Below are 23,415 nucleotides of genomic sequence, written 5' to 3'. Positions count from 1 at the left end.
GCGCAGCCGGAACCTGTCGCTTCAATGTTCCGGACGCTTCGGGTGCCCTCCCGCCGTCAAAAGCAGGTCGAGCGCGCCCTGGATCAGATCCCGCATGCGCTTCGCCGCAAGGGTCGGGTCGCCTTCGATGATCGCGTCCGCCACGCGCTTGTGGTCGCGCGCGCTCGCGCGTGAGACGCCCTTGTACTCGTTAGTCCGGCGTATGGAGAAGCGCAGCGTGGTGTCGGTCAGGTCGGTGAACTGGCGCATGAAGCGGTTGTTGCTCGCCTGCAGCACCGCGACATGGAAGGCGATGTCGGAGGCGAGCGGGTCGTCCTCACCGCGCTCCGCCGCGAACATGCGGTCCATCGCGGCGACGATCGCCTGGCGTTGCGGCCCAGTGGCGGAATGCGCCGCCAGCGCGGCGGCACGTGGTTCGATGGACATGCGGATTTCGGTGAAGTCGATCAGCAGGTCGATCGAGAACTCCCGCTCCAGCATCCAGCGCAGGACATCCGGATCGAGCAGGTTCCATTCATGCTCCGGCTGGACCAGCGTGCCCGAGCGCTGCTTCGCGACCAGCAGCCCCTTCGCGGTGAGCATCTTGACCGCCTCCCGCAGCACCGATCGGCTGGCATTGTACTGCCGGCACAGATCCGCCTCGAACGGGAAGGGCGTGTCGGGGGTATAATGCTGGACCACGATCGCCCGCCCCAAATCTTCCACGATCCGGCGCGTGAGATTTTTACCGCCGGTCTCGGCTGGCGTTTCCATCAGACCGGCAGCACCGGCAAGTCGCGCGTCACTCCAGCAATCCTCCGACCATCTATATCCTCAAATGTCGCACCGCCGTGTCGTAGCGGCTGCAGAGCCGGGTGGCGACACCACAGCCAATCAGCAACCCGGCGACGTAGCTTGCCACCGCAACCAGCTTCATACTACATAAGTATGATATATGAGCTGATCGGGGGCGCATGCAGCATATCGCGGCTGCCGCCAGCCGCGCTTCAAGCAAGTGGACAACAACGATGGGTAACAACGTGAAGCTGCCACTCCTCCTGTCCATCTCGGCCTTGGCGTCCATCCCTGCCGCTGCGGAGGAGTTGACGATCGACGCGTCTGCGCCGGCCGCCGCTCCGCGTACGGGCCACCTCAACATGGGGTCGAACACGTCACCGAACGGCGACATCATCGACGTGAACAGCCGGTACTTCACCCTGAACGGCGAACCGTGGATGCCCGTGATGGGTGAGTTCCACTACACCCGCTTCCCGCCCGAAGAGTGGGACGAGCAGCTTGCCAAGATCAAGGCGCAGGGGCTCGACGTGGTGGCGAGCTATGTGATCTGGAACCATCACGAGGCGCGCCCGGCCGAATTCGACTGGAGCGGCGACCGCAACCTGCGTGCATTCGTGCAGAAGGCGGCGGCGCACGACCTCAAGGTCCTGATCCGGATCGGTCCCTGGGCCCATGGCGAGGTGCGGTTCGGCGGCACGCCGGACTGGGTGGTCAATGCCATGCCCACGCGCCGCAACGATGCCGTCTATCTCCAGTATGTCGAACGCTGGTGGCGGCAGCTCTACCAGCAGGTGCAGGGGCAGTTCTGGAAGGATGGCGGCCCGATCATCGGCGTGCAGCTTGAAAACGAATACAATCTGGATGGTCCGGGCATGGGGGCGGAGCATATCTCGACCCTGAAGACCCTTGCGCGCGGCATCGGCTTCGACGCGCCGCTTTACACGGTCACGGGCTGGGACAGCGCGATCTACCCGCGGGGCGAAGTGCTGCCGGTATTCGCGGGATACCCGGACGAACCTTGGGGCGCGACAGCAAACAGGCTGCCGCCCAAGGAGGTCTACGCCTTCCGCTTCGACAGCAGGGTGGCCGGCAATGTCGGCGCGCAGACGACGTCGCGTCGCGCGGGGACCATCGCCAGCGACATGGACGACACACCCTTCCTGGGTGCGGAATATGGTGGCGGCGTCCCCATCATGTACCGCCGGCGCCCGCTGATCGCGCCTGACGATATTGCCGCTATGCTACCGGTTCAGCTCGGCTCCGGCGCCAATCTCTACGGCTATTACATGTTCCACGGCGGGCGGAACCCGCAAAGCCACACGACCCTGGAGGAAGATGATCGCCTTGGCGGCTACAACGGCATGCCGATCGTCAACTATGATTTCCAGGCACCGCTTGGACAGTACGGGCAGGAACAGCCTGTCGCCGATGCGATCCGCCCCTATCACCACTTCATCAATTCCTTTGGCGCTCTGCTTGCGCCCATGCAGGTGAACCGTCCGCCGCAGGAACCGACCACCCGGGACGATGTCTCGACACCCCGCTGGTCGGTCAGGTCGCAGGGCGACCGCGGATTCCTGTTCTTCAACAATCATGTCCGGCAGTACGAAACGCCCATCCAGGCGGGCACCCGGTTCACGGTCCGGCTGCCGTCCGGTCCGCTCAGCTTCCCGAGCCAGCCTGTCGATATCCCGTCGGGCGCTCACTTCATCTGGCCGATCAACATGGACCTGGACGGCGTCACGCTGAGCTGGGCCACGGCCCAGCCGGTCACCCGGCTGGAGGACGGGGCGGGTGCCGTTTACGTGTTCTCGGCCGTAGAAGGCATTCCGGTCGAACTGGCCTTGCGCGGCGCCGGCAATATTCGCGGCGGCAGGGGCGCGGGCCCGTCGGGGGAGGGCGCCGTGATCCGGAACGTGCGTCCCGGCTTCGGCGAAGCGCTCAGCTTCACCACGCCATCCGGCAAGTCCGTTCGGATTATCGTCCTTGAGGAGGAGCAGGCGCAGCAGCTCTATCTGTTCGACATCGCAGGACAGCGTCGGCTGGTGCACACCGAAGATCCGGCATTCATGGAAGGGGGCACCTTGCGGGTGCGGTCACGCGATGATGCCGATTTCCGCGTCAGCGTGTTTCCCACCCTCGATGCCGCGCCGCAGGCCAATCTTCGGCTCGCCCGGACCAGGAACGGCATGTTCCAGACGTGGACCTCGCGCGCGCCTGCCCGCAATCTCGATGTCGAGGTGAAGCCGCTGCGCCCGGCGGGCCAGATGCCCGTGCCGGAGATCGGCGGCAGGGCCAATGCGGGGCTGCAACCCTATCCGGAAACCTATGGCCGGTCGGCTGCCTGGACCATCGACCTTCCGCCAAACACCCTCGACGATCTGAGCGAGGCGTGGTTGCGGATCGATTACAGCGGCGATGTGGCCCGGTTGCTGGACGGTGTGGACCTGCTGGACGACCAGTTCTTCTACGGCCGGCCGTGGGAAATCGGCCTCAGCCGGTTCGGTGACAGGCTGGCGCGCCCCTGGACGCTGACCGTGCTGCCGTTGCGGGCCGACGCCCCGATCTACATCCAGGAGGAGATCAAGCCCCGGATCACCGACGGGCAGGTCGCCGCGATCGGGAAGGTCAGCATCATCCCCGAATACGAATTGCGCCTGGCGGTCCAGCCCTGATGGCGATCTGCCGCCACGCAGCAGCTTGATCCACTGACGGTTCGTTCCTGCGGGTAGGAACGAACCGTCAATGGCTTGCCGGGTGCGCTCACCCTGCGGCGTTCGTCACTCGCGATTGTAATCGATAACCGCCCCGACCTCGTCCCGGTCACCCAGGATGACGCCGACGCGTTCGTGCAGGCTGGTGGGCTGCACGTCCAGGATGCGGTCCGTTCCATTCGTCGCCGCGCCACCGGCCTCCTCGACAAGGAAGGCCATCGGATTGGCCTCGTACATCAGGCGCAGGCGGGCCTTGCCGGGCGTACGGTGATCGGCGGGGTACAGGAAGATGCCGCCGCGCTTCAGGATGCGGTGCACATCGGCGACCATGGATGCGGTCCAGCGCATGTTGTAGTCCTGCCCGCACGGACCGTTCGCGCCTGCCAGACGCTCGTCGATGTAGCGGCGCATACCGGGCGACCATTGTTCATGACGCGCCATGTTGACGGCGAATTCGCGGGTGCCTGCCGGGATCTTCATCGGGCCGTCCGTCATCTGCCAGGACCCGACTTCCCGATCCAGGGTGAACTCGTACACGCCGCTTCCCAGCGTCAGCACCAGGATCGTCTGCGGGCCGTAGATGGCGTATCCGGCCGCCACCTGCACGGTGCCGGGCTGCATGAAGTCCGCTTCCACGATGTCGCGGCCCGACGCATCGGCCGGTGCCTTCAGGACGGAGAAGATCGTGCCGACCGAAAGGTCCACATCGATATTGCTGGACCCGTCGATCGGATCGAACAGCAGCAGGTATTCGCCCTTGGGGTAGCGGTTGGGAATGCGGTGGATCGCCTCCATCTCCTCTGAGGCCATGGCCGCCAGGTGGCCGCCCCACTCATTCGCCTCCAGCAGCAATTCGTTGGCGATGACATCCAGTTTCTTCTGGACCTCGCCCTGCACGTTCTCGCTGCCGAGGCTGCCCAGAACCTCCCCGAGCGCGCCCTTGCCGACGGCGTGGCTGATCGTCTTGCACGCGCGTGCCACGGTTTCGATCAACAGGCGCAGTTCAGGCTGCAGAACGCCGGAGCGACGCTGTTCCTCGATCATGAACCGGGTAAGGGTAAGTCGCTTCATACGCATACTCGCAATGGGGCCGGGCGGCCGATGGTGGAACTCGGGGGTCAGTGGAAGCCGACGGCTTCAAAAGTATGATATATAAATTGACCGTCGGAGGTGAAATCGTACAATCGCAGGACCGTCGGCCAAGCAGGCTAACGGGCAGGGGAAGAGCCAGGGTGCGGATCGTCACGCCGTCCGCCCTGGTATTCGCCTGCGGGGACCTTTGCCCGAACAGCGTGAAGATACAACAGGGGCCATCAGCAAGTCATGGACAGCATCGGTCGCATCGAAACCTTCCTGGTGCCGCCTCGATGGCTGTTCGTCCGCGTAGAGACGCGGGAAGGGGCAGTCGGCTGGGGCGAGGCCAGTCTGGAAGGGCACTGCGAGGCTGTGGCCGGCGCGCTCGACGCGTTCCGGGACCGGCTGATCGGCCATGATCCCGACCGGATCGAAGATGCCTGGCAGATGCTGTACCGGCTGGGCTTCTATCGCGGCGGACCGGTGCTGATGTCGGCGATCTCCGGCATCGATCAGGCCTTGTGGGACATCAAGGGGCGCAAGCTGGGCGTCCCCGTCCATCAGCTGATGGGCGGGCAGGTGCGGGACCGCATCCGGGTCTATGCCTGGATCGGCGGGGACCGGCCGACTGACGTTGCGGCGGCCGCGCTCGCGCGCAAGGAACAGGGCTTCACCGCGGTCAAGATGAACGGGTCGGACGGTCTCTCCCGCCTCGACAGCCCGAAGGTGGCTGATGAGGTGGCGGAACGGGTCGGACTGGTGCGCGACACCGGCATCGACGTCGGCGTCGACTTCCATGGCCGCGTTCACAAGCCGATGGCGCGCCGCGTGCTCGACGCCATCGAACCTCTGGGGCCCCTTTTCGCGGAGGAGGTGCTGCTGTCAGAACAGCCCGAGGCGATCGCCCAGATCGCCGCGCAGACCTCCGTTCCGCTGGCGCTGGGCGAACGGCTGTATACGCGCTGGGATTTCAAGCCGTTCTTCGAACGGGCCGCGATCGACATCGCCCAACCGGATCTCGCCCATGCCGGCGGCCTGTCGGAGTCGCGCCGGATCGCCGCCATGGCGGAAGCTTACGATGTCGCCATCGCGCCGCACTGCCCGCTCGGTCCGCTGGCTCTGGCAAGTTGCCTGCAGCTCGCCGCCACCACGCCCAACTTCGTGATTCAGGAGATTTCGCTCGGCATCCACTACAACGGCGTGGGTGCGGACCTGCTTGATCTTGTCGTTGATCCGTCGGTGTTCGACGTGACGGACGGCACCGTCGCGGTGCCCGGCGGCGCGGGGTTGGGCGTGGTAATCGACGAAGCGCGGGTGCGGGAACTGGCGCAAGCGCCGCATCGCTGGCGCAATCCCGTCCTGCGCGGGCCTGACGGGGACCTCCGCGAATGGTGATCGCTCCGGTATCATACGCGAACCTGACCCGAGACGAACGGCCGAACCTCTGACGCAGGGTAAAATAACATGCAGCATCGGGTAGTTCTGGTCACCGGCGGGCTTGGCGGCATCGGCATGGCGGTGGCGCACGCCTTTGCGGGGGAGGGTGCCCGGCTGCTGCTGATCGACCGGCGGGGCGATGACGGCACCGCCCGATCGGCCCTGCTGGCGGCTGGGGCGGCGGATGTCGCCGCTGTCGCCTGTGATGTGCAGGATGAAGCCGCGATCGCCGCCGTGGTCGAAAGCGCGCTGTCGCGGTTCGGGCGCCTCGACGTGGTGGTGAACGTCGCCGGCGCCATGATCTACAAGCCGATCGCCGAACTGGATGCGGCCGACTGGCGGCGCCTGCTCGACATCAACTTCGTCAGCGCCGCGCTGTTCACCGGACATGCCTTGCGGCTGATGCAACCCGGTGGATGCGTCATCAATGTCGCGTCGGTCCATGCTCGGCGAACATCGGCACTGGTGGCGCCCTACGCCGCGGCGAAGGCGGCGATGGTCAGCCTCACGCGGTCGGCCGCCATAGAGGGCAAGCCGCTCGGCATCCGCGTGAACGCGATCCTGCCCGGCGCCATCGAGACGCCCATGCTGCGCGAAAGCCCGAACATCGCCTCCGGCGCGGAGGTGATTGACCCGGCCGATCTGGGCCAGCCGGAGGACATCGCGGCGCTGGCCCGTTTCCTGGCGTCCGATGCGGCAGGCTTCATCACTGGCGAGGACATAGTGGCCGATGGCGGCCGGATGGGACGACTCTGATGGTTCAGGTGATGCAAGCGGATGCCGGCACGAGCGTTGCTGCCGACAGGGTCACCGCCGTTGTATGGCTGGCTGCGTGCGTCTCGGCGCTTGGTGGGCTGCTGTTCGGCTATGATTGGGTCGTCGTCGGCGGAGCGAAGCCGTTCTACGAGGCGAGCTTCGGCATAACCGCGCCGGCTGATCAGGCATGGGCGGTCAGCTGTGCGCTCATCGGCTGCCTCGCCGGTGCCATGGCGTCGGGCGGGATCAGCGACCGGTTCGGCCGCAAGCCGGCGCTGCTGCTCGCCGCGCTGATCTTCGCAGTATCGTCCGTCGGCACCGCACTGGCGACCGGCCTCCAATCCTTCGTGGCCTGGCGCATCCTGGGCGGCGTCGCGATCGGCATGGCCTCGGGCCTGTCGCCGCTCTACATCGCTGAAATCGCGCCCGCTTCCAGCCGCGGCCGGTTGGTGGTGCTCAACCAGATCGCCCTGGTCTTCGGCCTGCTGGGCGCACAGATCGTCAACCTCCTGATCGCCGAGCCGACCCCGGCAGGCGCATCGCTCGACCAGATCGCCGCATCGTGGAACGGCACGACCGGCTGGCGCTGGATGTTCGGCGCCGCGGCGGTCCCTGCCGTCGCCTTCTTCATCGGCTGCCTGCTCATACCCGAAAGCCCACGCTGGCTGGCGCAGCATGGGCATTGGGAGCGAGCCTCGACCGTCCTGCGCCGGTTCGGCGGTGACCGTTATGCCGAACAGGCCGTGGTGGAGATCCGCAGCGCTCTCGCCACCGCGCCAGGCCGCAATTTTCGCGCCGTCCTGGCGGAGCCGCGCTTCCGCCGCGTGCTGGTGATCGGCGTGGGCCTGGCCGTGCTGCAGCAATGGTGCGGCATCAACGTGATCTTCAATTACGCGCAGGAGATCTTCGCGTCGGCCGGCTATGCCGTGTCGGACACGCTGTTCAACATCGTCATCACCGGCATCGTCAATTGCGTCTTCACCCTGGCGGCACTGTTCATGGTCGAGCGCTGGGGCCGGCGTCGGCTGCTGCTGATCGGTTGTGCGGGACTGGCCTCCATCTATGCCGTGCTGGGGGCCTGCTACATCGCCGGTCTGCAGGGCTGGCCGCTGCTGTTGCTGGTTGTCGCGGCGATCGCCTGTTACGCCATGACCTTGGCTCCGGTGATCTGGGTGGCCCTGTCCGAGATCTTCCCTGGCGAAGCCCGCGGAGCCAGCATGGCGATTGCCACGACCGCGCTCTGGGCGGCGAGCTTCGTGCTGACGTTCACCTTCCCACTGCTGAACAGCTGGGCCGGAACAGGCATGACCTTCTGGCTCTACAGCGTGATCTGCGCGCTGGGGATGATCTTTATCTATAGACGTCTGCCGGAAACGAAGGGGCGGACCCTCGAGCAGATCGAGCAAAGCTGGACCTGAATGACGGCGACAGAGAAGTGCTGTATCTCGGCTGTCCCGAGACGGTGCATGTGGGGTTCGCCCGGCAGAACCGGGTGCACTTACAGCCACCGGATAGCCACACTCGGTCGGGGCAGTCGCACCACCGCGCCGCTTGATTGCGCGACACCTGCAATGCTGCTAGTCGCCGCCGCCAATCGCCGCCGGATGCCTCAGCGCGTCCGTGCGGTGCTGTTCTTGCACGGCTGCGTGCTTCCTCTCGTCCCTGATAGGCCGACATGATGCTTGATCTCCTTGCCGCCGGCGCCGCCGGTTCCGCCCCGCCGGCATGGCTCCAGTTCCTGCCGATCATCGGCATGGTGGCGATCTTCTGGTTCCTGATCATCCGCCCGCAGATGAAGCGGCAGAAGGATCACCAGACCAAGATCGCCGGCGTGAAGAAGGGCGATCAGGTCGTGACCGCGGGCGGCATTCTGGCCAAGGTCGTGCGGGTCGATGACGATTCCGCCGAGGTCGAGATCGCGCAGGGCGTGCGCGTGCGGGTGGTTAAGTCTACCCTGGGCGATATCCTGCCGCCCGGCGGCAAGCCCGCCAACGACTGAGCCGGTCGCCCGCAATGCTCGATTTTCCGCTCTGGAAGCGTGTATGGCTGTGGGGCCTGACCATTGTCGGCCTGCTGTGTGCACTGCCCAGCATGGTGGCACTGGCCGGCGGTAGTTGGCCCGCATTCCTGCCGAACCCGGTCGTCAATCTCGGCCTTGATCTCGCCGGTGGCTCCCACATCATGCTGGAGGCGGATGCCCGGCAAGTGGGTGCGCAGCGACTGCTGTCGATGGAGGAGGATGTCCGCGACGCGCTGCGCCAGGCGAGCCCGCGCATCCGCCATGGCGACATCTCCACCAGTGGCGGGCGCCTGTCCTTCATGGTCGAGGATCCCGGACAGGTCGACGCCGCGCGTGACGTGCTGGAGCCGCTGACCACTGGCGCGGGCCTGACCGGCCAGCGCGACTGGACCATCGAGGTGGTGGACGGCACCCGCTTCATCCTGACGCAGACGCGCGCCGGGCTGGACCTGGCGATCAAGCAAGCGATGACCAGCGCGACGGAGGTCGTGCGCAAGCGCATCGACGCGCTGGGCACGCGCGAGCCGACCATCATTCAGTCCGGGGCCGACCGCATCGTGGTGCAGGTGCCCGGCCTTGAGGACCCGGAGGCGCTGAAGGAGCTGCTGGGGCAGACCGCCAACCTGGAGTTCAAGCTGGTCGACACCACCGCGCTGCCGTCCGACATCGCCGCCGGCATCGTCCCCCCCGGCAGCGAGATCGTGCCTTATGCGGCGGATGCCCAGATCGGCGGCGCCATCGCAGTCAAGCGGCTGGGCGGCATCCGCGGCGATTCGCTGACCAATGCGCAGCAGACGGTGGACCAGCAGACGAATCGCCCAGTTGTGTCGATCACGTTTGATCCGCAGGGCGCGCAACGCTTCGCTCGGCTGACAACGGAAAACGTCAACCGGCAGTTCGCCATCATCCTGGATGGGGAAGTCCTGTCCGCCCCTGTGATCCAGACACCGATCCTGGGCGGCACGGCGCAGATTTCCGGCAACTTCACCGTCGAGTCCGCTAACCAGCTCGCGGTGGCGCTCAATTCCGGCGCGCTGCCCGTGGAGCTGACCGTGGTGGAGGAGCGGACAGTCCGCGCTGAGCTTGGCGCCGATTCGATCAGCAAGGGTGCGATCGCCATCGGGGTCGGCACGCTGGCGTTGGTGCTGTTCATCTTCGCCACCTACGGTCCGCGCTTCGGCTTCTACGCCAACGCCGCGGTGGTCATCAACGTGCTGATCATCCTGGGTGTCATGGCAGTGGTCGGCGCCACGCTGACGCTGCCGGGCATTGCCGGTTTCGTGCTGACGATCGGCGCGGCGGTGGACGCCAACGTGCTGATCAACGAACGCATCCGGGAGGAGCGGGCCCGCGGACGGCGCGTGGTGCAGGCGGTGGAGAGCGGTTATCGCGAGGCGAGCCGGGCGATCTTCGATGCCAACATCACCAATGTCATCGCCGCCGGGCTGCTGTTCCTCTTCGGCAGCGGGCCGGTGAAGGGCTTCGCCGTGGTTCTGGTGATCGGCATCATCACGTCGGTGTTCACGGCCGTGACGCTGACCCGCATGTGGGTCGCCGGCTGGCTGCGCCGCGCGCGACCGAACGACCTCGTGCTGTAAGGGCTGCGCGATGAAACTGCTGAAGCTGGTCCCCGACAATACGAACATCCGCTTCCTGAGGTGGCAGTGGCCGTTCTTCATCGTCAACGTGCTGGCGATGCTGGCGGCGGTGGTGCTGCTGTTCACCAACGGCCTCAACCTGGGCATCGACTTCGTCGGCGGGCAGATGATCCGCACGACCTTTACCCAGAGCGCGGAGGCGCCGACGGCCGCCTTGCGCGAGGAGATCGACGCACTCGGTTACGGCGAACCGGTGATCCAGGCCTTTGGCGAGCCGAACGAGGTGTCGATCCGCATGCGCTTGCCGGACGGTGCCGACACGCGGCCCGAACTGTCGGCGGAGATGACCAACAAGGTGACCGCGCTGATCCGCCAGAACCACCCCGATGCGCGTATCGACGGTGTGGACGCGGTATCCGGCCGAGTGTCGGGCGAACTGTTCCAGACTGGCATGCAGGCACTGGCGCTGGCCGCAATCGCCATTTCCATCTACATCTGGGTGCGGTTCGAATGGCAGTTCGGCGTCGGTGCGCTGTTCGCGCTGGTGCAGGATGTGCTGCTGACCGTGGGCATGTTCAGCCTGACCCAGTGGGAGTTCGACCTCAACATCGTGGCCGCGCTGCTGACGCTGATTGGCTATTCGCTGAACGACAAGATCGTGGTCTACGACCGCATCCGCGAGAACCTGAAGAAATACCGGCGCATGCCGTTGCCCGAGCTGCTGGACCTCTCGGTGAACGAGACGCTGTCACGCACCATCGTCACCAGCCTGTCGCTGCTGATCACGCTGGTGTCGCTGCTGCTGCTGGGGCCGGACGTGATCTTCGGCTTCACCGCCGCGATCACGCTGGGCATCTTCATCGGCACCTATTCGTCGATCTTCATGTCGGCGCCGTTCCTGATCTGGCTGGGCGTCACCTCCGACAGCTTCGTGCCCAAGGAAAGCGCGGCGGACCGGCAGGCGCGCAAGGCGATGGGACGACCCGAAGCGTGAACGAGGGGCGGCGCCTGGCTAGAGGCGCCGCACCAGCATTTCCGCGACGGCGATCCACGGCGGGTTGTCGACAACGACCTGCAACTGCCCCGCCATAGGCGGCAGCAGGCCGATCCGCGTCCCCTCCCGATTGATCAGGCGGCCGAAGGCGAACCGCCCGCCCGAACGGGGGCAGAGCACATCCCGATTGACCAGCCGCGGCGCCTCCTCCGGCGCGTGCTGACGCAGCCACAATTGGTCGCCCGCGCGGTACTCGCCCTGCGTCGCCTCGATCGCCAGGCACATCAGCGGCGCTTCCCCGCCCAGCGCTGTCGGCAGGATCGCATCGCGCGGAACGGTCAGCGCCTCGGCCCCGCCCTCACCCAGACGCGCCACGATCTTGGGCTGGCCTGTCTCGCTGCCCTCCCGCACTAGCAGGTTCGGCTCCACCTTCAGGGCGGCCGCAATGGTGTTCATCCAGTCCAGGCTGAGCTTGCGCATTCCTGTTTCCAGCCGGCCGATCGTCTGCGCGGTGGTCGGCGGATCGCAAGCCGCGGCGACCTGCGCCAAGGTCAGCCCCTTTTCTTGCCGGATGTCACGAATGCGGTTGATCATGCTGCCCCCACTCAGAAAATCGATAACCTGTTTGGTTTTCGTTTTCCTACAGCATGGCGGCTTTGGCAACCCTGCCGCATTACGACGGCAAGGGGCTCAAAGACATGATGCAGCAGGAACTGGTGACGCGCGAACTGACCAGCGAAGGAACGGTGCGCGGGCGCAAGGTGGGCGCGCGTGGTGCTGGCACGAAGCGACGTAGCGTCACCGTCAACATCGCGGAATCGCCGCTGACTTGGCTGCATGCGCATGGCCACCTGGAGGATCGTCTGTTCGAGGCCGGCGAACGGCTACGCGCCGATTTCGAGCGGGCGCAACTCGGCCCCAGCATCACGATGAGCTGGGCAGCGGTACGCATCCGCGGCACCGGTGATCAGGGTCTGACCGCCACCGAGCGCCAGATCGCCGCCAAGCGCCGCTTCGACGAGGCCTGCACCAGCGCCGGCAAGGGATTGCAGGATATCCTCTGGCGCGTCGTTTGCAGCGGGGAGACGCTGCCGATCGCGGAAAAGGCGCTCGACTGGCCGGCACGCAGCGGCAAGCTGGTGCTGAAGCTGGCGCTCGAACGAGTGGCGGATTACTACCGCATCCGGTGAGCCTCAGCCCTCGACCATCTCGGCGAGGGCGAGCCAGCGTTCCTCCGCCGCGTCCTTCTCCGCCCGCGTCTGATCCAGCGCGGCGGAGATGCGGGCGAACTTCGCCGGATCGCTGGTGTAGAGTGTGGGGTCGGCCAGCGCCGCCTCGCCCTTCGCGATCAGACAGTCCAATTCCTCGATCCGCGCCGGCAGGAGGTCGTAATCGCGCTGGTCCTTGTAGCTGAGCTTGGTGGCGCGGGGCGGCGGAGGAGGGGGCGGTGTCGGCGTATCCGACTTCGGCTTGGCGGCGCCTGGCTGGCGAACCTTGCGCTTCGCTTCCCAGTCGGCATAGCCGCCCGCGACGATGTCGATATGGCCGCTGCCATCAAGGCCCAGCGTGACCGTGACGGTCCGGTCCAGGAAGTCGCGGTCGTGGCTGACGATCAGCACGGTGCCGTCGTAGTCAGCGATCACCTCCTGCAGCAGGTCCAGTGTCTCGAGGTCGAGGTCGTTGGTCGGCTCGTCGAGCACCAGCAGGTTCGATGCCTTGGCAAATTCACGCGCCAGCAGCAGGCGGCTGCGCTCCCCGCCGGACAGGACGCCGACCTTCATGTCGACGATCGCGGGATCGAACAGGAATTCCTTGAGGTAACCCTGCACATGCTTGCGGATGCCGCGAACGTCGATCCAGTCGCCGCCTTCCGCCAACACCTGTCGCACGGTGCGGTCGCCCTGCATCAGCGCACGCTGCTGGTCGATCATCACCCCCGATAGTGTCTTGGCGAGCGTTACCTCGCCGCTGTCAGGCGCGATCTCGCCGGTGAGCAGCTTCAGGAGCGTGGTCTTGCCAGCGCCGTTTGACCCGACCACGCCGATCCGATCACCGCGCTGGATGCGCAGGGTGAAATCACGGATGACGGTGCGGTCGCCATACTTCTTGCTGACATTCTCCGCCACGATGACCGATTTGGTTCGTACTTCGTCATCGGTGGCAAGGGCCAGCTTGGCGGTGCCGGCGGGATTGATCATCGCGGCGCGTGCCGCGCGCATCTTGTACAACGCTTCCAAACGACCCTGATTGCGCTTGCGCCGCGCGGTGACGCCGCGTTCCAGCCAGTGTGCCTCGATCTTCAGCTTGGCGTCCATGCGCTCCGCCGCGCGGGCTTCCTCGGCATAGACCTGCTCCTCCCACGCTTCGTACCCGCCGAAGCCGATCTCCTTTCGGCGCATCGACCCACGATCGAGCCACAGGGTCGCATTGGTCAGTCGCTTCAGGAAGGTGCGGTCGTGGCTGATGGCGATGAACGCCCCGCGGTAACGTTGCAGCCAGCTTTCCAGCCAGTCGATCGCGGCGAGGTCGAGGTGGTTGGTTGGCTCGTCCAGCAGCAGCAGGTCGGGATCCATGGCCAGCGAGCGGGCAATGGCGGCGCGCCGCCTCTCGCCGCCGCTGGCGCTGGCGGCGCTGCGATCCATTGCGATGCCCAATTGGCCGGCGATCGCATCCACCTCGTGCCGCTGTGGTGCATCCGCTCCGGCAAGGGCGAAGTCCATCAGCGTGGCATGGCCGGTGAAATCGGGCTCCTGCTCCAGCAGGACGACCCGCGTGCCGGGCTGCACGGATCGCTTGCCCTTGTCCGCCTCGATCCGGTCGTCGATCAGCTTGAGCAGCGTGGTCTTGCCCGCGCCATTGCGGCCGATCAGCGCCAGCTTGTCGCGCGGGCCGACATGCACGGCGAGGTCGGTGAACAGCCAGCGGCCGCCCTGCTGCAGGGAGAGGTTTTCCCAGGAAAGGATTGGTGCATCTGCCATAATCAAGGCGGGCACCTAAGGTCTCCGTCTCGGCTCCACAAGCTGCCGTTGCCCACAGGTGCCGGTGGGTTCATCTGCCGGTCATCGGCCGCCGCGCAGCAGACGACGATCAACAAAGATCAACGGAGTACGCCAAGCGATGAACGTGTTCAGACCCGCCGCCGCCTTTGTCGCAAGTGCCGTCGCCGCGGCCGCGATCCTCAACGCGCCGGTGCAGGCCGCGACCGTTCAGGTCGCGACCACCGGTCCGGTGGTCGAATTGACGGTGAGCGAGAGCGTGGAGGTCGAGCCGGATCAGGTGAATGTGGGCGCGGGCGTCACCACCGAAGCGCCGACCGCAGTGGAAGCCCTGCGCAATAACTCGACGCAGATGACACAGGTGATCGCCCGGCTTAAGCAACTGGGCGTTGCGGAGCGTGACATTCAGACCACCGGCATCAACCTTGGCGCACGCTACGACTACGATCAGGCTGCGCAAAGGCAGGTATTCCGCGGCTACCAGGCATCGAACCGCGTGCAGGTGAAGCTGCGCGAGATCGACCGCGCGGGAGAGGTGCTGGATGCGCTGGTGTCGGCGGGCGCTACCGACCTTAGTGGGCCCGACTTCTCCGTGGCAGACGATAGTGCCGCCCGGGCACAGGCGCGGCAGCGGGCGATGGCAACGGCGCAGGCGCAGGCGCGCGATTACGCGCGCATGGCCGGTTACAGCGATGTGCGATTGGTGCAGGTGCAGGAGGGTGTGGCGCCCGGCATGCCGCAGCCGGTGATGCGGGTGCAGGCGATGGAGGCGGCCGCGCCGCCGATCCAGCCCGGCATGGTGGAGGCCGGTGTCACCATCGTCACCACTTACGAACTGACGCGCTGAGGCAACACTGCCCGGCAGAACGCATAGCGCGGGCCTGCCGGCCAACATTCAGTTCTTGTTCAATGGGCTGGGCGCAGACACACCGGTGTCATGCGCCCAGCCCTTGTTCTGCTCGCCGCCGCCCTCGTCACATCCGTGCCCAACGGTGCTGCGGCGCAGTCGCGGGAAGACCAGCGTAGCGCCCGGACCCATATGCAGGCAGGCCGGGTGATGTCCGTGCGCGAGATCGAGCGGCGGATCATCCCGCAGATGCGCGGGGATGAATATCTCGGCTTCGAATATGACGGCGTTGCCACAGCTTACCGGCTGAAGTTCATTCGCGATGGGCAGGTGATCTGGGTCGATGTCGATGCCCGCACCGCCCGTGTTCTGCGCGTCTCCCGCTAAGGCAGGCGATCCGGGACCCTGCCGCATTGTTGACGCGTTCGTTGCAAAACCCCAAGGCGTTTCTCGCGGGGTATTTGCAAGGGATTGGACATGCGCATCCTGATCGTCGAGGACGAACCGACGCTCGGCCAACAGCTGAAGACCACGTTGGAACAGACCGGCTACGCGGTGGACCTGTCGGTCGACGGCGAGGATGGCCACTTCATGGGCTCCACGGAGGAGTACGATGCCGTTATCCTCGATCTCGGCTTGCCGGAGATCGATGGACTGACTGTGCTTGGTATGTGGCGGCGGGAGGGGCGCAACTTCCCCGTACTGGTGCTGACGGCGCGCGACAGCTGGAGCGACAAGGTCGCGGGGCTGGACGCCGGCGCGGACGATTACCTGGCCAAGCCATTCCAGACGGAGGAACTGATCGCACGTCTGCGCGCCCTGATCCGTCGCGCGACGGGCAATGCCAGCAGCGAATTGATGGCGGGCGACGTGCGGCTGGATACGCGCAGCGGTCGCGTGACGCTGGCGGGGGAGCCGGTCAAGCTGACAGCGCAGGAATACAAGCTGCTGAGCTACTTGATGCACCACAAGGGCAAGGTCGTCAGCCGGACCGAGCTGATCGAGCATATCTACGACCAGGACTTCGACCGGGACAGCAACACGATCGAGGTGTTCGTGACGCGTATCCGCAAGAAGCTGGGCGCCAATGTCATCACCACCATCCGTGGCCTTGGCTACAGCCTCGACGACCCCGACGCCCCGCGCGAGTGACGTCGCCGCGGCTGCGCTGCCGCCGGTGACCACCGTTGCGGAGGACGTGACGCCGCCGCCCACGGGCAGCTTGGCGCGTCGCATGCTGCTGATCGCGGCGGCATGGATCGGCGTGCTGCTACTGGTCGGCGGTCTGGCGCTGGATCGTACGATCGGCACGCTGCTGACCAGCCAGTTCGACGAACAGCTGGAATATGTCCTGACCAGTATGATCGGGTCGGCCGAGATCGGGCCGGAGGGGGAGGTGTTCTTCAACCGTCCGCTGGGCGATCAGCGCTTCCTGGAGCCGAACAGCGGGCTGTACTGGCAGATCAGCGGCCCGGGGCACGAGGATTGGCCATCGCGTTCGCTGTGGGATCGCACGCTGACCCTGTCGAACAGGTCGCACGATTACCGCCCGCACTACTACGACACGCAGCAATTCGAAGAGGAGCCGCTGCGCATTGCCGAGCGCACCTTGCGGTTGCCGGGCAGCAACACCGAATGGCAGTTCGCCGTGGCGGCGGCACGCGGCGAACTGGACGCGCAAATCGCCGATAGCCGCGCCATTCTGGTGTGGAGCTTCGCCGTGCTCGGCCTTGGCCTGTTCGGCATGGTCGCGTTGCAGACTTGGCTGGGGCTGGTGCCGCTACGGCGCGTGCGCAAGGCCATCGCCCGCATTCGCAGCACCGGCGCGAACCGGGTCACCGAACCGCTGCCCACCGAAGTGCAGCCCATGGTGGAGGAGCTTAATGCCTTGCTCGCTCATACGGACCGACAGGCGGAGGAGGCGCGCACCCATGCGGGGAACCTCGCCCATGCCCTGAAGACGCCGCTGACCGTGCTGACCAACGCGGCCAGCGCCCATTCACCGGACTTGGACCAGACCGTGCTGCGGGAGGTCGCGGCGATGCGGCGCCATGTCGATCACCACCTCGCCCGCGCGCGCGCGCTGGGTCGTCGAGCGATCGGCCTGTCGCGCACCAATGTGATGGAGAGTGCCCGCGGGGTCGAGCGGGCCGTTGCGCGGCTGTATTCGGACAGTCGGTTCGACATCGCTGGCTCCGCCACGGCAGAGGTGGCGATAGAGCGGCAGGATCTGGACGAAGTGCTGGGCAACCTGCTGGAGAATGCGGCCAAGTATGGTGGCGGCAGCGTGTTCCTGACCGTCGATGCCGAAGGGGAAGGGCCAACCTGCGCGATCTGGGTGGAGGATGACGGCATGGGCATTCCCGAAGCCAAGCGGGAGGGTATATTCGGTCGCGGCGCCCGGCTGGATACGGGCAAGCCTGGAACCGGCCTCGGCCTGGCGATCGTGCGTGACGTCGTAGGCATCTATGGCGGCACGGTAGAATTGGACGAGAGCGAGGATCTGGGGGGCTTGCTCGTTCGCCTGCGCCTGCCCCGCGCGGCTGGCTAGGGGTTGGCGGCGCGGCTTACGCCAGCATGGTGGCCGCACGCCGCAGCAGGTCGAGCACCTGATCGTGACGATCCGGCGCGAGACGCGCCTTGGGGATGGCGACCGCCAGCGCCCCGACAGGCTGTCCCCCGGCATGGACGATGCAGGCCATGCCGTGAATGCCCAGCGTATATTCCTGGTCCGTTTCCGCCACGCCGTTATCGCGTGCCGCGGCGATCGCATGCCGCAGGGGTTGTTCGCCGGTGATGGTGAAGCGGGTTATCACATGACGGTTGCTGGCCGCGAAATACTGTTCCAGTTCGGCCTCGCTCAACAAAGTCAGCAAGGCGCGGCCGCCGGCCAGCGCGTGAAGTGGCAGGCGCCCGCCGGTATCCAGCGAGTAACGCAAGGCGTGGTCGCTGGTCTGCGTCACCAGCACTTCAGCCTCCCAGCCCACGCGCACCAGGAAGCTTGCGGTTTCGTTCAGCTGGTTGCGCAGATATTGCACCAGCGGCGTGACCCGCTCGACCAAGCTCGGCCCTGACGGCCGGGCGTGCAGCCGTTGCAATCCGGGACCCGGCAGATAGCGGCGCCCTTCGCGCAGCAGGTATCGCCGCTCCACCAGCGTGGCGAGGAGGTAGGACAGGCTGGAGACCGGAATGGCCAGGGTGCTGGCGATTTCTTGCGCCACAAGGGGCCGGTCGGCCGCGATGACATGTTCGATGATGTCGAGCGTGCGCGTTGCCGATTTGACCTGCGCCGCAGGACCGGCGGAAGAGGTCTTCGCGTCCGTCGGCATCAGCCGATCCGCGCATCCGCCAGATCGGCACCTGCGCGCAGATTCGCGAGCTTCTTCCAGGTCACCGCCGGGTCGATCTTGCCGTAACCGGCGAAGGTGCCGAAGCCGCAGTCAGTGCTCGCGATCACCCGCTCCTTGCCGACGAAACCGGCAAAGCGTTCGATCCGCTGGGCGATCAGTTCCGGCGTTTCGATGTAATTGCTGCAGCTGTCGATCAGGCCTGGGGCCAGCACCTTGCCGGCCGTGTCCGCCGCGCGCCAGACGATCCATTCATGTTCGTGCCGGGGGTTGGCCGCTTCGAACAGAATGATCTGCGGTCGGGCGGCGAGCACCACGTCGATGATCCGCTCGAGCGGGATGTCGTGGTCGTGCGGCCCTTCGTAATTGCCCCAGCACACATGCATCCGCAGCCGTTCAGGCGGGATGTTCGCGGTGGCGGCATTCAGCGCCTCCACATTGGCGGCGATGGTGCGCAGGAACTCCGCCTCGTCCATGTCCTGGTAACCGGTGTGCCGGCTCATCGCGAGGTCGGGGCAATCGAGCTGCAGGTCGAAGCCGGCATTCACGATCGCCTCATATTCAGGACGCATGGCCGCGACCAAATCGGCCAAGTAGACTTCGTGATCGGGATAGAAGGCGTTGGGCTGGAATGCGGTGATAAGGCCGGGGCTTGCCGCATTGAGGAAGCCGGCGACCCCGTCGCCATGCCGATCCAGCGCGCTGCGGAAGCGGCGCACATCATCGTGCAGCGGCTGCAGGTTTACCAATTCCACCTTGGAGATGGCGCTGGCGCGGGTGAATTCCTGCGCACCCATGATCCCTGCCAGCTTGCGTGCGAGATCGGGCACCTCCGCCAGATCGAGCGCGGGCTTGCGCGGGGTATGTCCGCCAAAGCCGGACAGCCGTTCCTGGATGTAAGTCGAATAGCCCACCTTGCCGAGCTCGCCGTCCGACACGATCGACACGCCCGCCGCAACCTGTCGGGCGACCGCGTCGTCGACGGCAGCCTGCACGATCCGGTCGAACTCGGCCTCGTCATACGCCTCCCCCTTGTCGCGGGCGATCAGCAACGGGACGAGGTCGGAACCGCGCGGCAGGCTGCCGACATGGGTGGTATGGATCATCGTAAAAACAGTCTCATATGCCAGTTACAGCGACCGTCTTTCACATACGCGAACTCGCCGCAAGTGCGAGGAGGCGCGGCTTGGCGTGGGCAATGGCCTGTGCCAAGGCACGGGGCATGCACGACAATCTGCCCACGGGGTTGAGCGAAGCGGAGCGCCGCGCGATCGAGGCGGATTGCGCGCGGTTGATCCATAAATACGTGAACCTGGCGGATGCCGGGCGGTGGACGGCGGTTGCGGACCTCTACACTGCCGATGCCCGCTTTGCCCGGCCAAGCAAGCCCGGCGAGTGGGTCGAGGGGCGGGATGCGATCCTCGCCAGCTTCACCGCCCGCCCGGCGCGGGCGCAGCGGCATGTGGTCGCCAACGTAGTGGTGGATGCTGAAAGCGCCGATTGTGCCCGCGCCTTCAGCGTGATCCTGCTGTTCACCGGAGCGGGGCTGGCACCGCTGATCGGCAGCTACACCGATCGGCTGGTGCGTGAAGCTGATGGCTGGCGTTTCGCGGAAAGGGTCGGCGCGCTCGACTTCCAGCCATGATGAGCCGCGATCTGGCGGGTACCGCCGCCTTTGCGCTAGGCACCGCGGCCTGTGCGCCGGCGCTGGCACAGGCTGATCCGGTCCCGATCATCGTCACCGGGGCCGGCCTGCCGGATAGCCCGGCGACGCCCGCATACGGAACGGTGACCCTGGAACGGGAGGAGATCACCCGCAGCGCGTCCGGTCGGCTGGAGGATGTGCTGGCGAATGTCGCCGGGTTCCAGCAGTTCCGGCGGTCGGACAGCCGGTCCAGTAATCCGTCGGCGCAGGGCATTACACTGCGCGCGCTGGGCGGGAACGCCAGCAGCCGGGCGCAATTGCTGCTCGACGGCGTGCCAATGGCCGATCCGTTCTTCGGCTACATCCCGTTCAGCGCCCTTGTGCCGGAGCGTCTGGCCCGCGTCCAAGTGACGCGCGGGGGCGGGGCGGGGCCGTTCGGCGCGGGCGCGCTGGCCGGTACGGTGGAACTGGAGAGCGCCGGGGCGGAGACGCTCGGCCTGTTTTCGGGGGAGGCGCTGATCGATCAGCGGGGGGAGACCGCACTATCCGCGACGCTCGCGCCGGAGATTGGCGATGGCTTTGCCGTGGTCAGCGGGCGCTGGGACCGGGGGCAGGGCTTCTTCACCACGCCGGCGGGCCAGCGGGTGCCGGCGACCGTGCGGGCCGGTTACGACAGCTGGTCGGCCAGTGGCCGCTTGGTGCAGCAGGTGGCACCCGAACTTGAGCTGCAAGCGCGCGGTCTCGCCTTTGATGACCGGCGCACACTGCGGTTCCGTGGGGCCGACAGCAGCAGCAACGGGCAGGACTTGTCGCTGCGGCTGGTCGGCCGGGGCGCGTGGCAGGTGGATGCGCTTGCTTACGTCCAGTGGCGCAACTTCACCAATCGGGTGATCTCCGCCACCTCCTACGCGCTGACGCTGGATCAGCGCGATACGCCTTCCACCGGCATCGGCGGTAAGGTGGAGGTGCGCCGCGCCATCGGTTCGCAGACCGTGCGGCTCGGCGTGGATTACCGCCGGACCGAGGGCGATCTGGTAGAGGATCGCTATCTGGCGAGCGGGGCGGGCAACGGCAGCCGCTTTGCCGGCGGTGCCAACACGGTGCTGGGTTTGTTTGCGGAGGACGATGCGCAGCTCGGCCCCTTGATGTTGACAGGCGGCATCAGGGCCGATCGCTGGACCATTCGCGAGGGGTACCAGCGCAATGTCGGCCCGACGGGCATGGTCCTGCTCAACGAGGACTACGCCGACCGGCGGGGCTGGGCAGTGAACTGGCGGGCGGGCGCGACCTACGATGCCACGCCTGGCGTGCAACTGCGGATCGCAGGATATAGCGGGTTCAGGCTGCCCAACCTCAATGAACTGTACCGCCCGTTCGTGGTTTTTCCTTCCACCACGCTGGCCAACCCGCAGCTCCGCAACGAACGGCTGACAGGTATGGAGGGCGGCGTAGACTGGCAGGTGACGCCGGCCGCTCGCCTGGCGGTGACAGTGTTCGACAACCGGCTGGAGAACGCCATTGCCAATGTCACGCTGGATGCGACCACGCGTCAGCGGCAGAACCTCCCGGCAATTCGGGCGTACGGAGTGGAACTGGCGGGTGAAGTCACGCATGGGGCATGGTCGCTGCAGGGCTCGCTCGCGCTGACCGATGCGGAGGTGGAAGCGGGCGGCCAGGCAGCGGAACTGGATGGGTTCCGCCCTGCGCAAACGCCGGCCATCGCGAGCAGCGCCACGCTCGGCTGGCAGCCGGCGGAGGCTACCCGGCTGGCGCTCACCCTTCGGCACGTGGGCCGGCAGTTCGAAGGCGACCAGGAAGATGATGCCCTTATGCCAGCAACCACGCTCGACCTGTTTGGCGAGGTTCCGCTGCATCGCCGGCTGTCACTTGTGGCCCGGGTCGAGAACCTGCTGGACGAGAGCATCGTCACGCGGAATAGCAGTGGTTCGATCGACCTCGGCGCACCGTTCACCGCATGGATCGGTTTCCGGTACGGTTTGTGACCAGCCTGAACTATCCGCGTCGTGATCCCCGCGCTAAGCAACATTATGACCAATTGGCCCTTGCACCATCGCCAGTATGGCGTTGATCCCGCGCAGGAATTGCTGCTGTGCGCACCAGTCATGGCCAGGGCTGCACCGCTGGCGCTGTTTGTCGGCGATGCCGACGGAGTCGGAGAGGATGGCGCGCGTCTCTGCCGCGCCATGGCTGGCCACGGCATCGCCAGCGCCGCGATGCGTTACCGGTCAACGCCCGCCGATCCGCTCCTGCCCGGATCGCGTTCACTGGCGGCGGCGATCGGCTGGTTGCGCAGCCACGCGGAGGAGCATGGCGTCGATCCAGCCCGTATCGTCCCGATCGGTCATGGCATGGGTGCGCTCCATGTCGCAGGCTATGTCGTGGACGAGCCGATCCATGTGGCGGCGGGCGGCGGCATCGCAGGCGCGGCCATGCTGTCGGGCATCTACGACACACGCACCTGTACGGAGGAAGGCGACATGGCGGCCCTGTTCGGCGCCGCTTGGCGGAGCGATGCGGCAGGCGCCTGCATAGCCGGTCTGCTCGGCACGGAGCTGCCGCTTCTGTTCACAGTGGCGGAGCGTGACAGCGTGGATCGTCAGGTGCAGGCGGCGCAGCTTGCCGGCGCCTGGGGCCTCGCCCATGCGGCCTATCCGCCGATGCACCTGTTGGCCGGACATGACCATGTTTCCGCGATGCGGAGCATCGGCACGGCGGATCGGCGGCTGGAACTGTTGTTGGCGAACTTCGCGCGGCGGGTGGCCGGCTGATCAGCGGGGCGGCGAAGGCGAGCCCACCGTGACGCCGCGCATGGCGTCTGCCTGCTGGCGCGCGACGATAGCGCGAACCTGCATCTCGCGCTCTTCGTGGGCTGATGTCCCGTCCTGCGCATAGCGGTCGGCGGTGCTTTCCAGCACATGGACCTCTTTCCGCAGACGTCGGCCCTGGCGGCGGGTCAACTGGCCACTTGCGCGGCCATCCCTGATGCTGTCGCGCAGCGCCTCCAACTCGGCGCCGGCCGGTATCTCCGTCACCTGAACATCTACGGGCAGATCCACTGCCGGCGGCGGCGGGGGAGAGGCGATCTGGGCTGCGGCGGAACTGGACGTGACGGCAAAGGCGAACCCGGATAATGCAATCGCGATCAGTCGAGACATGGCGGATTCCCGGCTTGTTGGAGCCATGACAAAC

Annotated in this window: 22 protein-coding genes; 15 read left to right on the top strand and 7 right to left on the bottom strand. The window is 66.4% G+C overall.

Features of this window, described 5'->3' with window-relative positions:
• Window positions 1–21: 21 nt before the first annotated feature.
• Window positions 22–753 (bottom strand): FadR/GntR family transcriptional regulator, encoded by a 732-nt coding sequence (locus V5740_RS06255; protein ID WP_347304206.1) that lies wholly within the window; start codon window positions 751–753, stop codon window positions 22–24.
• Window positions 754–1,007: 254 nt separating this feature from the next.
• On the opposite strand from V5740_RS06255, the gene V5740_RS06250 reads away from it, so the two are divergent.
• A complete protein-coding gene (locus tag V5740_RS06250) occupies window positions 1,008–3,452 on the top strand; it encodes a beta-galactosidase (protein ID WP_347304205.1) in 2,445 nt (814 codons plus the stop codon).
• Window positions 3,453–3,557: 105 nt separating this feature from the next.
• Here V5740_RS06250 and V5740_RS06245 read toward each other — a convergent pair whose 3' ends face one another.
• A complete protein-coding gene (locus V5740_RS06245; RefSeq protein ID WP_347304204.1) occupies window positions 3,558–4,562 on the bottom strand; it encodes a class 1 fructose-bisphosphatase in 1,005 nt (334 codons plus the stop codon).
• 252 nt (window positions 4,563–4,814) lie between these two features.
• On the opposite strand from V5740_RS06245, the gene dgoD reads away from it, so the two are divergent.
• The 6 genes from dgoD to secF all read left to right on the top strand — a co-directional run bounded on the left by dgoD (window position 4,815) and on the right by secF (window position 11,370).
• Window positions 4,815–5,960, top strand: coding sequence for a galactonate dehydratase (dgoD, locus tag V5740_RS06240; protein ID WP_347304203.1), 1,146 nt, complete (start codon window positions 4,815–4,817; stop codon window positions 5,958–5,960).
• Window positions 5,961–6,029: 69 nt separating this feature from the next.
• A complete protein-coding gene (locus tag V5740_RS06235) occupies window positions 6,030–6,758 on the top strand; it encodes an SDR family oxidoreductase (RefSeq protein ID WP_347304202.1) in 729 nt (242 codons plus the stop codon).
• Window positions 6,758–8,176, top strand: coding sequence for a sugar porter family MFS transporter (locus V5740_RS06230; RefSeq protein WP_347304201.1), 1,419 nt, complete (start codon window positions 6,758–6,760; stop codon window positions 8,174–8,176). Before V5740_RS06235 ends, V5740_RS06230 begins: the two co-directional genes overlap by 1 nt.
• 260 nt (window positions 8,177–8,436) lie before the next feature.
• The gene (gene yajC, locus V5740_RS06225) at window positions 8,437–8,757 is read left to right on the top strand and encodes a preprotein translocase subunit YajC (RefSeq protein WP_347304459.1); all 321 of its coding nucleotides are present in this window, start codon (window positions 8,437–8,439) and stop codon (window positions 8,755–8,757) included.
• 14 nt (window positions 8,758–8,771) lie between these two features.
• Entirely contained in the window at window positions 8,772–10,376 is a 1,605-nt protein-coding gene (gene secD / locus V5740_RS06220) for a protein translocase subunit SecD (protein WP_347304200.1), read from the top strand.
• Between the two features lie 10 nt (window positions 10,377–10,386).
• The gene (gene secF, locus V5740_RS06215) at window positions 10,387–11,370 is read left to right on the top strand and encodes a protein translocase subunit SecF (protein WP_347304199.1); all 984 of its coding nucleotides are present in this window, start codon (window positions 10,387–10,389) and stop codon (window positions 11,368–11,370) included.
• An 18-nt stretch (window positions 11,371–11,388) separates the two neighbouring features.
• Here the strand turns inward: secF and V5740_RS06210 are convergent, their stop codons facing one another.
• A complete protein-coding gene (locus V5740_RS06210; RefSeq protein ID WP_347304198.1) occupies window positions 11,389–11,964 on the bottom strand; it encodes a helix-turn-helix transcriptional regulator in 576 nt (191 codons plus the stop codon).
• 107 nt (window positions 11,965–12,071) lie between these two features.
• Between V5740_RS06210 and V5740_RS06205 the strand changes: the two genes are divergently transcribed.
• On the top strand, window positions 12,072–12,560 hold the full coding sequence (locus V5740_RS06205) for a DUF6456 domain-containing protein (RefSeq protein ID WP_347304458.1): 489 nt from the start codon (window positions 12,072–12,074) through the stop codon (window positions 12,558–12,560).
• Window positions 12,561–12,563: 3 nt separating this feature from the next.
• Here V5740_RS06205 and V5740_RS06200 read toward each other — a convergent pair whose 3' ends face one another.
• On the bottom strand, window positions 12,564–14,348 hold the full coding sequence (locus V5740_RS06200) for an ATP-binding cassette domain-containing protein (RefSeq protein ID WP_347304197.1): 1,785 nt from the start codon (window positions 14,346–14,348) through the stop codon (window positions 12,564–12,566).
• A 139-nt stretch (window positions 14,349–14,487) separates the two neighbouring features.
• Here V5740_RS06200 and V5740_RS06195 point away from each other — a divergent pair, with 139 nt between their 5' ends.
• The 4 genes from V5740_RS06195 (at window position 14,488) to V5740_RS06180 (ending at window position 17,764) form a co-directional block, all read left to right on the top strand.
• On the top strand, window positions 14,488–15,213 hold the full coding sequence (locus V5740_RS06195; protein WP_347304196.1) for an SIMPL domain-containing protein: 726 nt from the start codon (window positions 14,488–14,490) through the stop codon (window positions 15,211–15,213).
• A 90-nt stretch (window positions 15,214–15,303) separates the two neighbouring features.
• Complete coding sequence (locus tag V5740_RS06190) at window positions 15,304–15,600, top strand: hypothetical protein (protein WP_347304195.1); 297 nt, start codon at window positions 15,304–15,306, stop codon at window positions 15,598–15,600.
• Between the two features lie 90 nt (window positions 15,601–15,690).
• Complete coding sequence (locus tag V5740_RS06185) at window positions 15,691–16,365, top strand: response regulator transcription factor (protein ID WP_347304194.1); 675 nt, start codon at window positions 15,691–15,693, stop codon at window positions 16,363–16,365.
• Between the two features lie 82 nt (window positions 16,366–16,447).
• A complete protein-coding gene (locus V5740_RS06180) occupies window positions 16,448–17,764 on the top strand; it encodes a HAMP domain-containing sensor histidine kinase (protein WP_347304457.1) in 1,317 nt (438 codons plus the stop codon).
• A gap of 16 nt (window positions 17,765–17,780) precedes the next feature.
• Here V5740_RS06180 and V5740_RS06175 read toward each other — a convergent pair whose 3' ends face one another.
• Together V5740_RS06175 and V5740_RS06170 are read right to left on the bottom strand one after the other, a co-directional pair.
• A complete protein-coding gene (locus tag V5740_RS06175; RefSeq protein ID WP_347304193.1) occupies window positions 17,781–18,542 on the bottom strand; it encodes an IclR family transcriptional regulator in 762 nt (253 codons plus the stop codon).
• Complete coding sequence (locus V5740_RS06170; protein ID WP_347304192.1) at window positions 18,542–19,666, bottom strand: cobalamin-independent methionine synthase II family protein; 1,125 nt, start codon at window positions 19,664–19,666, stop codon at window positions 18,542–18,544. The genes V5740_RS06175 and V5740_RS06170 overlap by 1 nt, the downstream gene beginning before the upstream one ends.
• Before the next feature lie 116 nt (window positions 19,667–19,782).
• Here V5740_RS06170 and V5740_RS06165 point away from each other — a divergent pair, with 116 nt between their 5' ends.
• The 3 genes from V5740_RS06165 to V5740_RS06155 are packed head-to-tail and all read left to right on the top strand — an operon-like array spanning window position 19,783 to window position 22,994.
• Window positions 19,783–20,205 carry a nuclear transport factor 2 family protein gene (locus V5740_RS06165; RefSeq protein WP_347304191.1) on the top strand — a complete coding sequence of 141 codons (423 nt, stop codon included), beginning with the start codon at window positions 19,783–19,785 and terminating at the stop codon, window positions 20,203–20,205.
• Window positions 20,202–22,208 carry a TonB-dependent receptor gene (locus V5740_RS06160; RefSeq protein WP_347304190.1) on the top strand — a complete coding sequence of 669 codons (2,007 nt, stop codon included), beginning with the start codon at window positions 20,202–20,204 and terminating at the stop codon, window positions 22,206–22,208. Before V5740_RS06165 ends, V5740_RS06160 begins: the two co-directional genes overlap by 4 nt.
• A gap of 45 nt (window positions 22,209–22,253) precedes the next feature.
• Window positions 22,254–22,994: a hypothetical protein gene (locus tag V5740_RS06155; protein ID WP_347304189.1), complete on the top strand. Its 741-nt coding sequence runs from the start codon at window positions 22,254–22,256 to the stop codon at window positions 22,992–22,994.
• On the opposite strand, the gene V5740_RS06150 is transcribed toward V5740_RS06155, so the two are convergent.
• Window positions 22,995–23,381 (bottom strand): hypothetical protein, encoded by a 387-nt coding sequence (locus V5740_RS06150; RefSeq protein ID WP_347304188.1) that lies wholly within the window; start codon window positions 23,379–23,381, stop codon window positions 22,995–22,997. It lies immediately after the preceding gene.
• Between the last annotated feature and the right edge of the window lie 34 nt (window positions 23,382–23,415).

The organism is Croceibacterium sp. TMG7-5b_MA50 (assembly GCF_039830145.1).
Classification (GTDB): domain Bacteria; phylum Pseudomonadota; class Alphaproteobacteria; order Sphingomonadales; family Sphingomonadaceae; genus Croceibacterium.
Note: the sequence above shows the minus strand (reverse complement) of the source record. Positions and strands in the feature narration are given on the sequence as shown.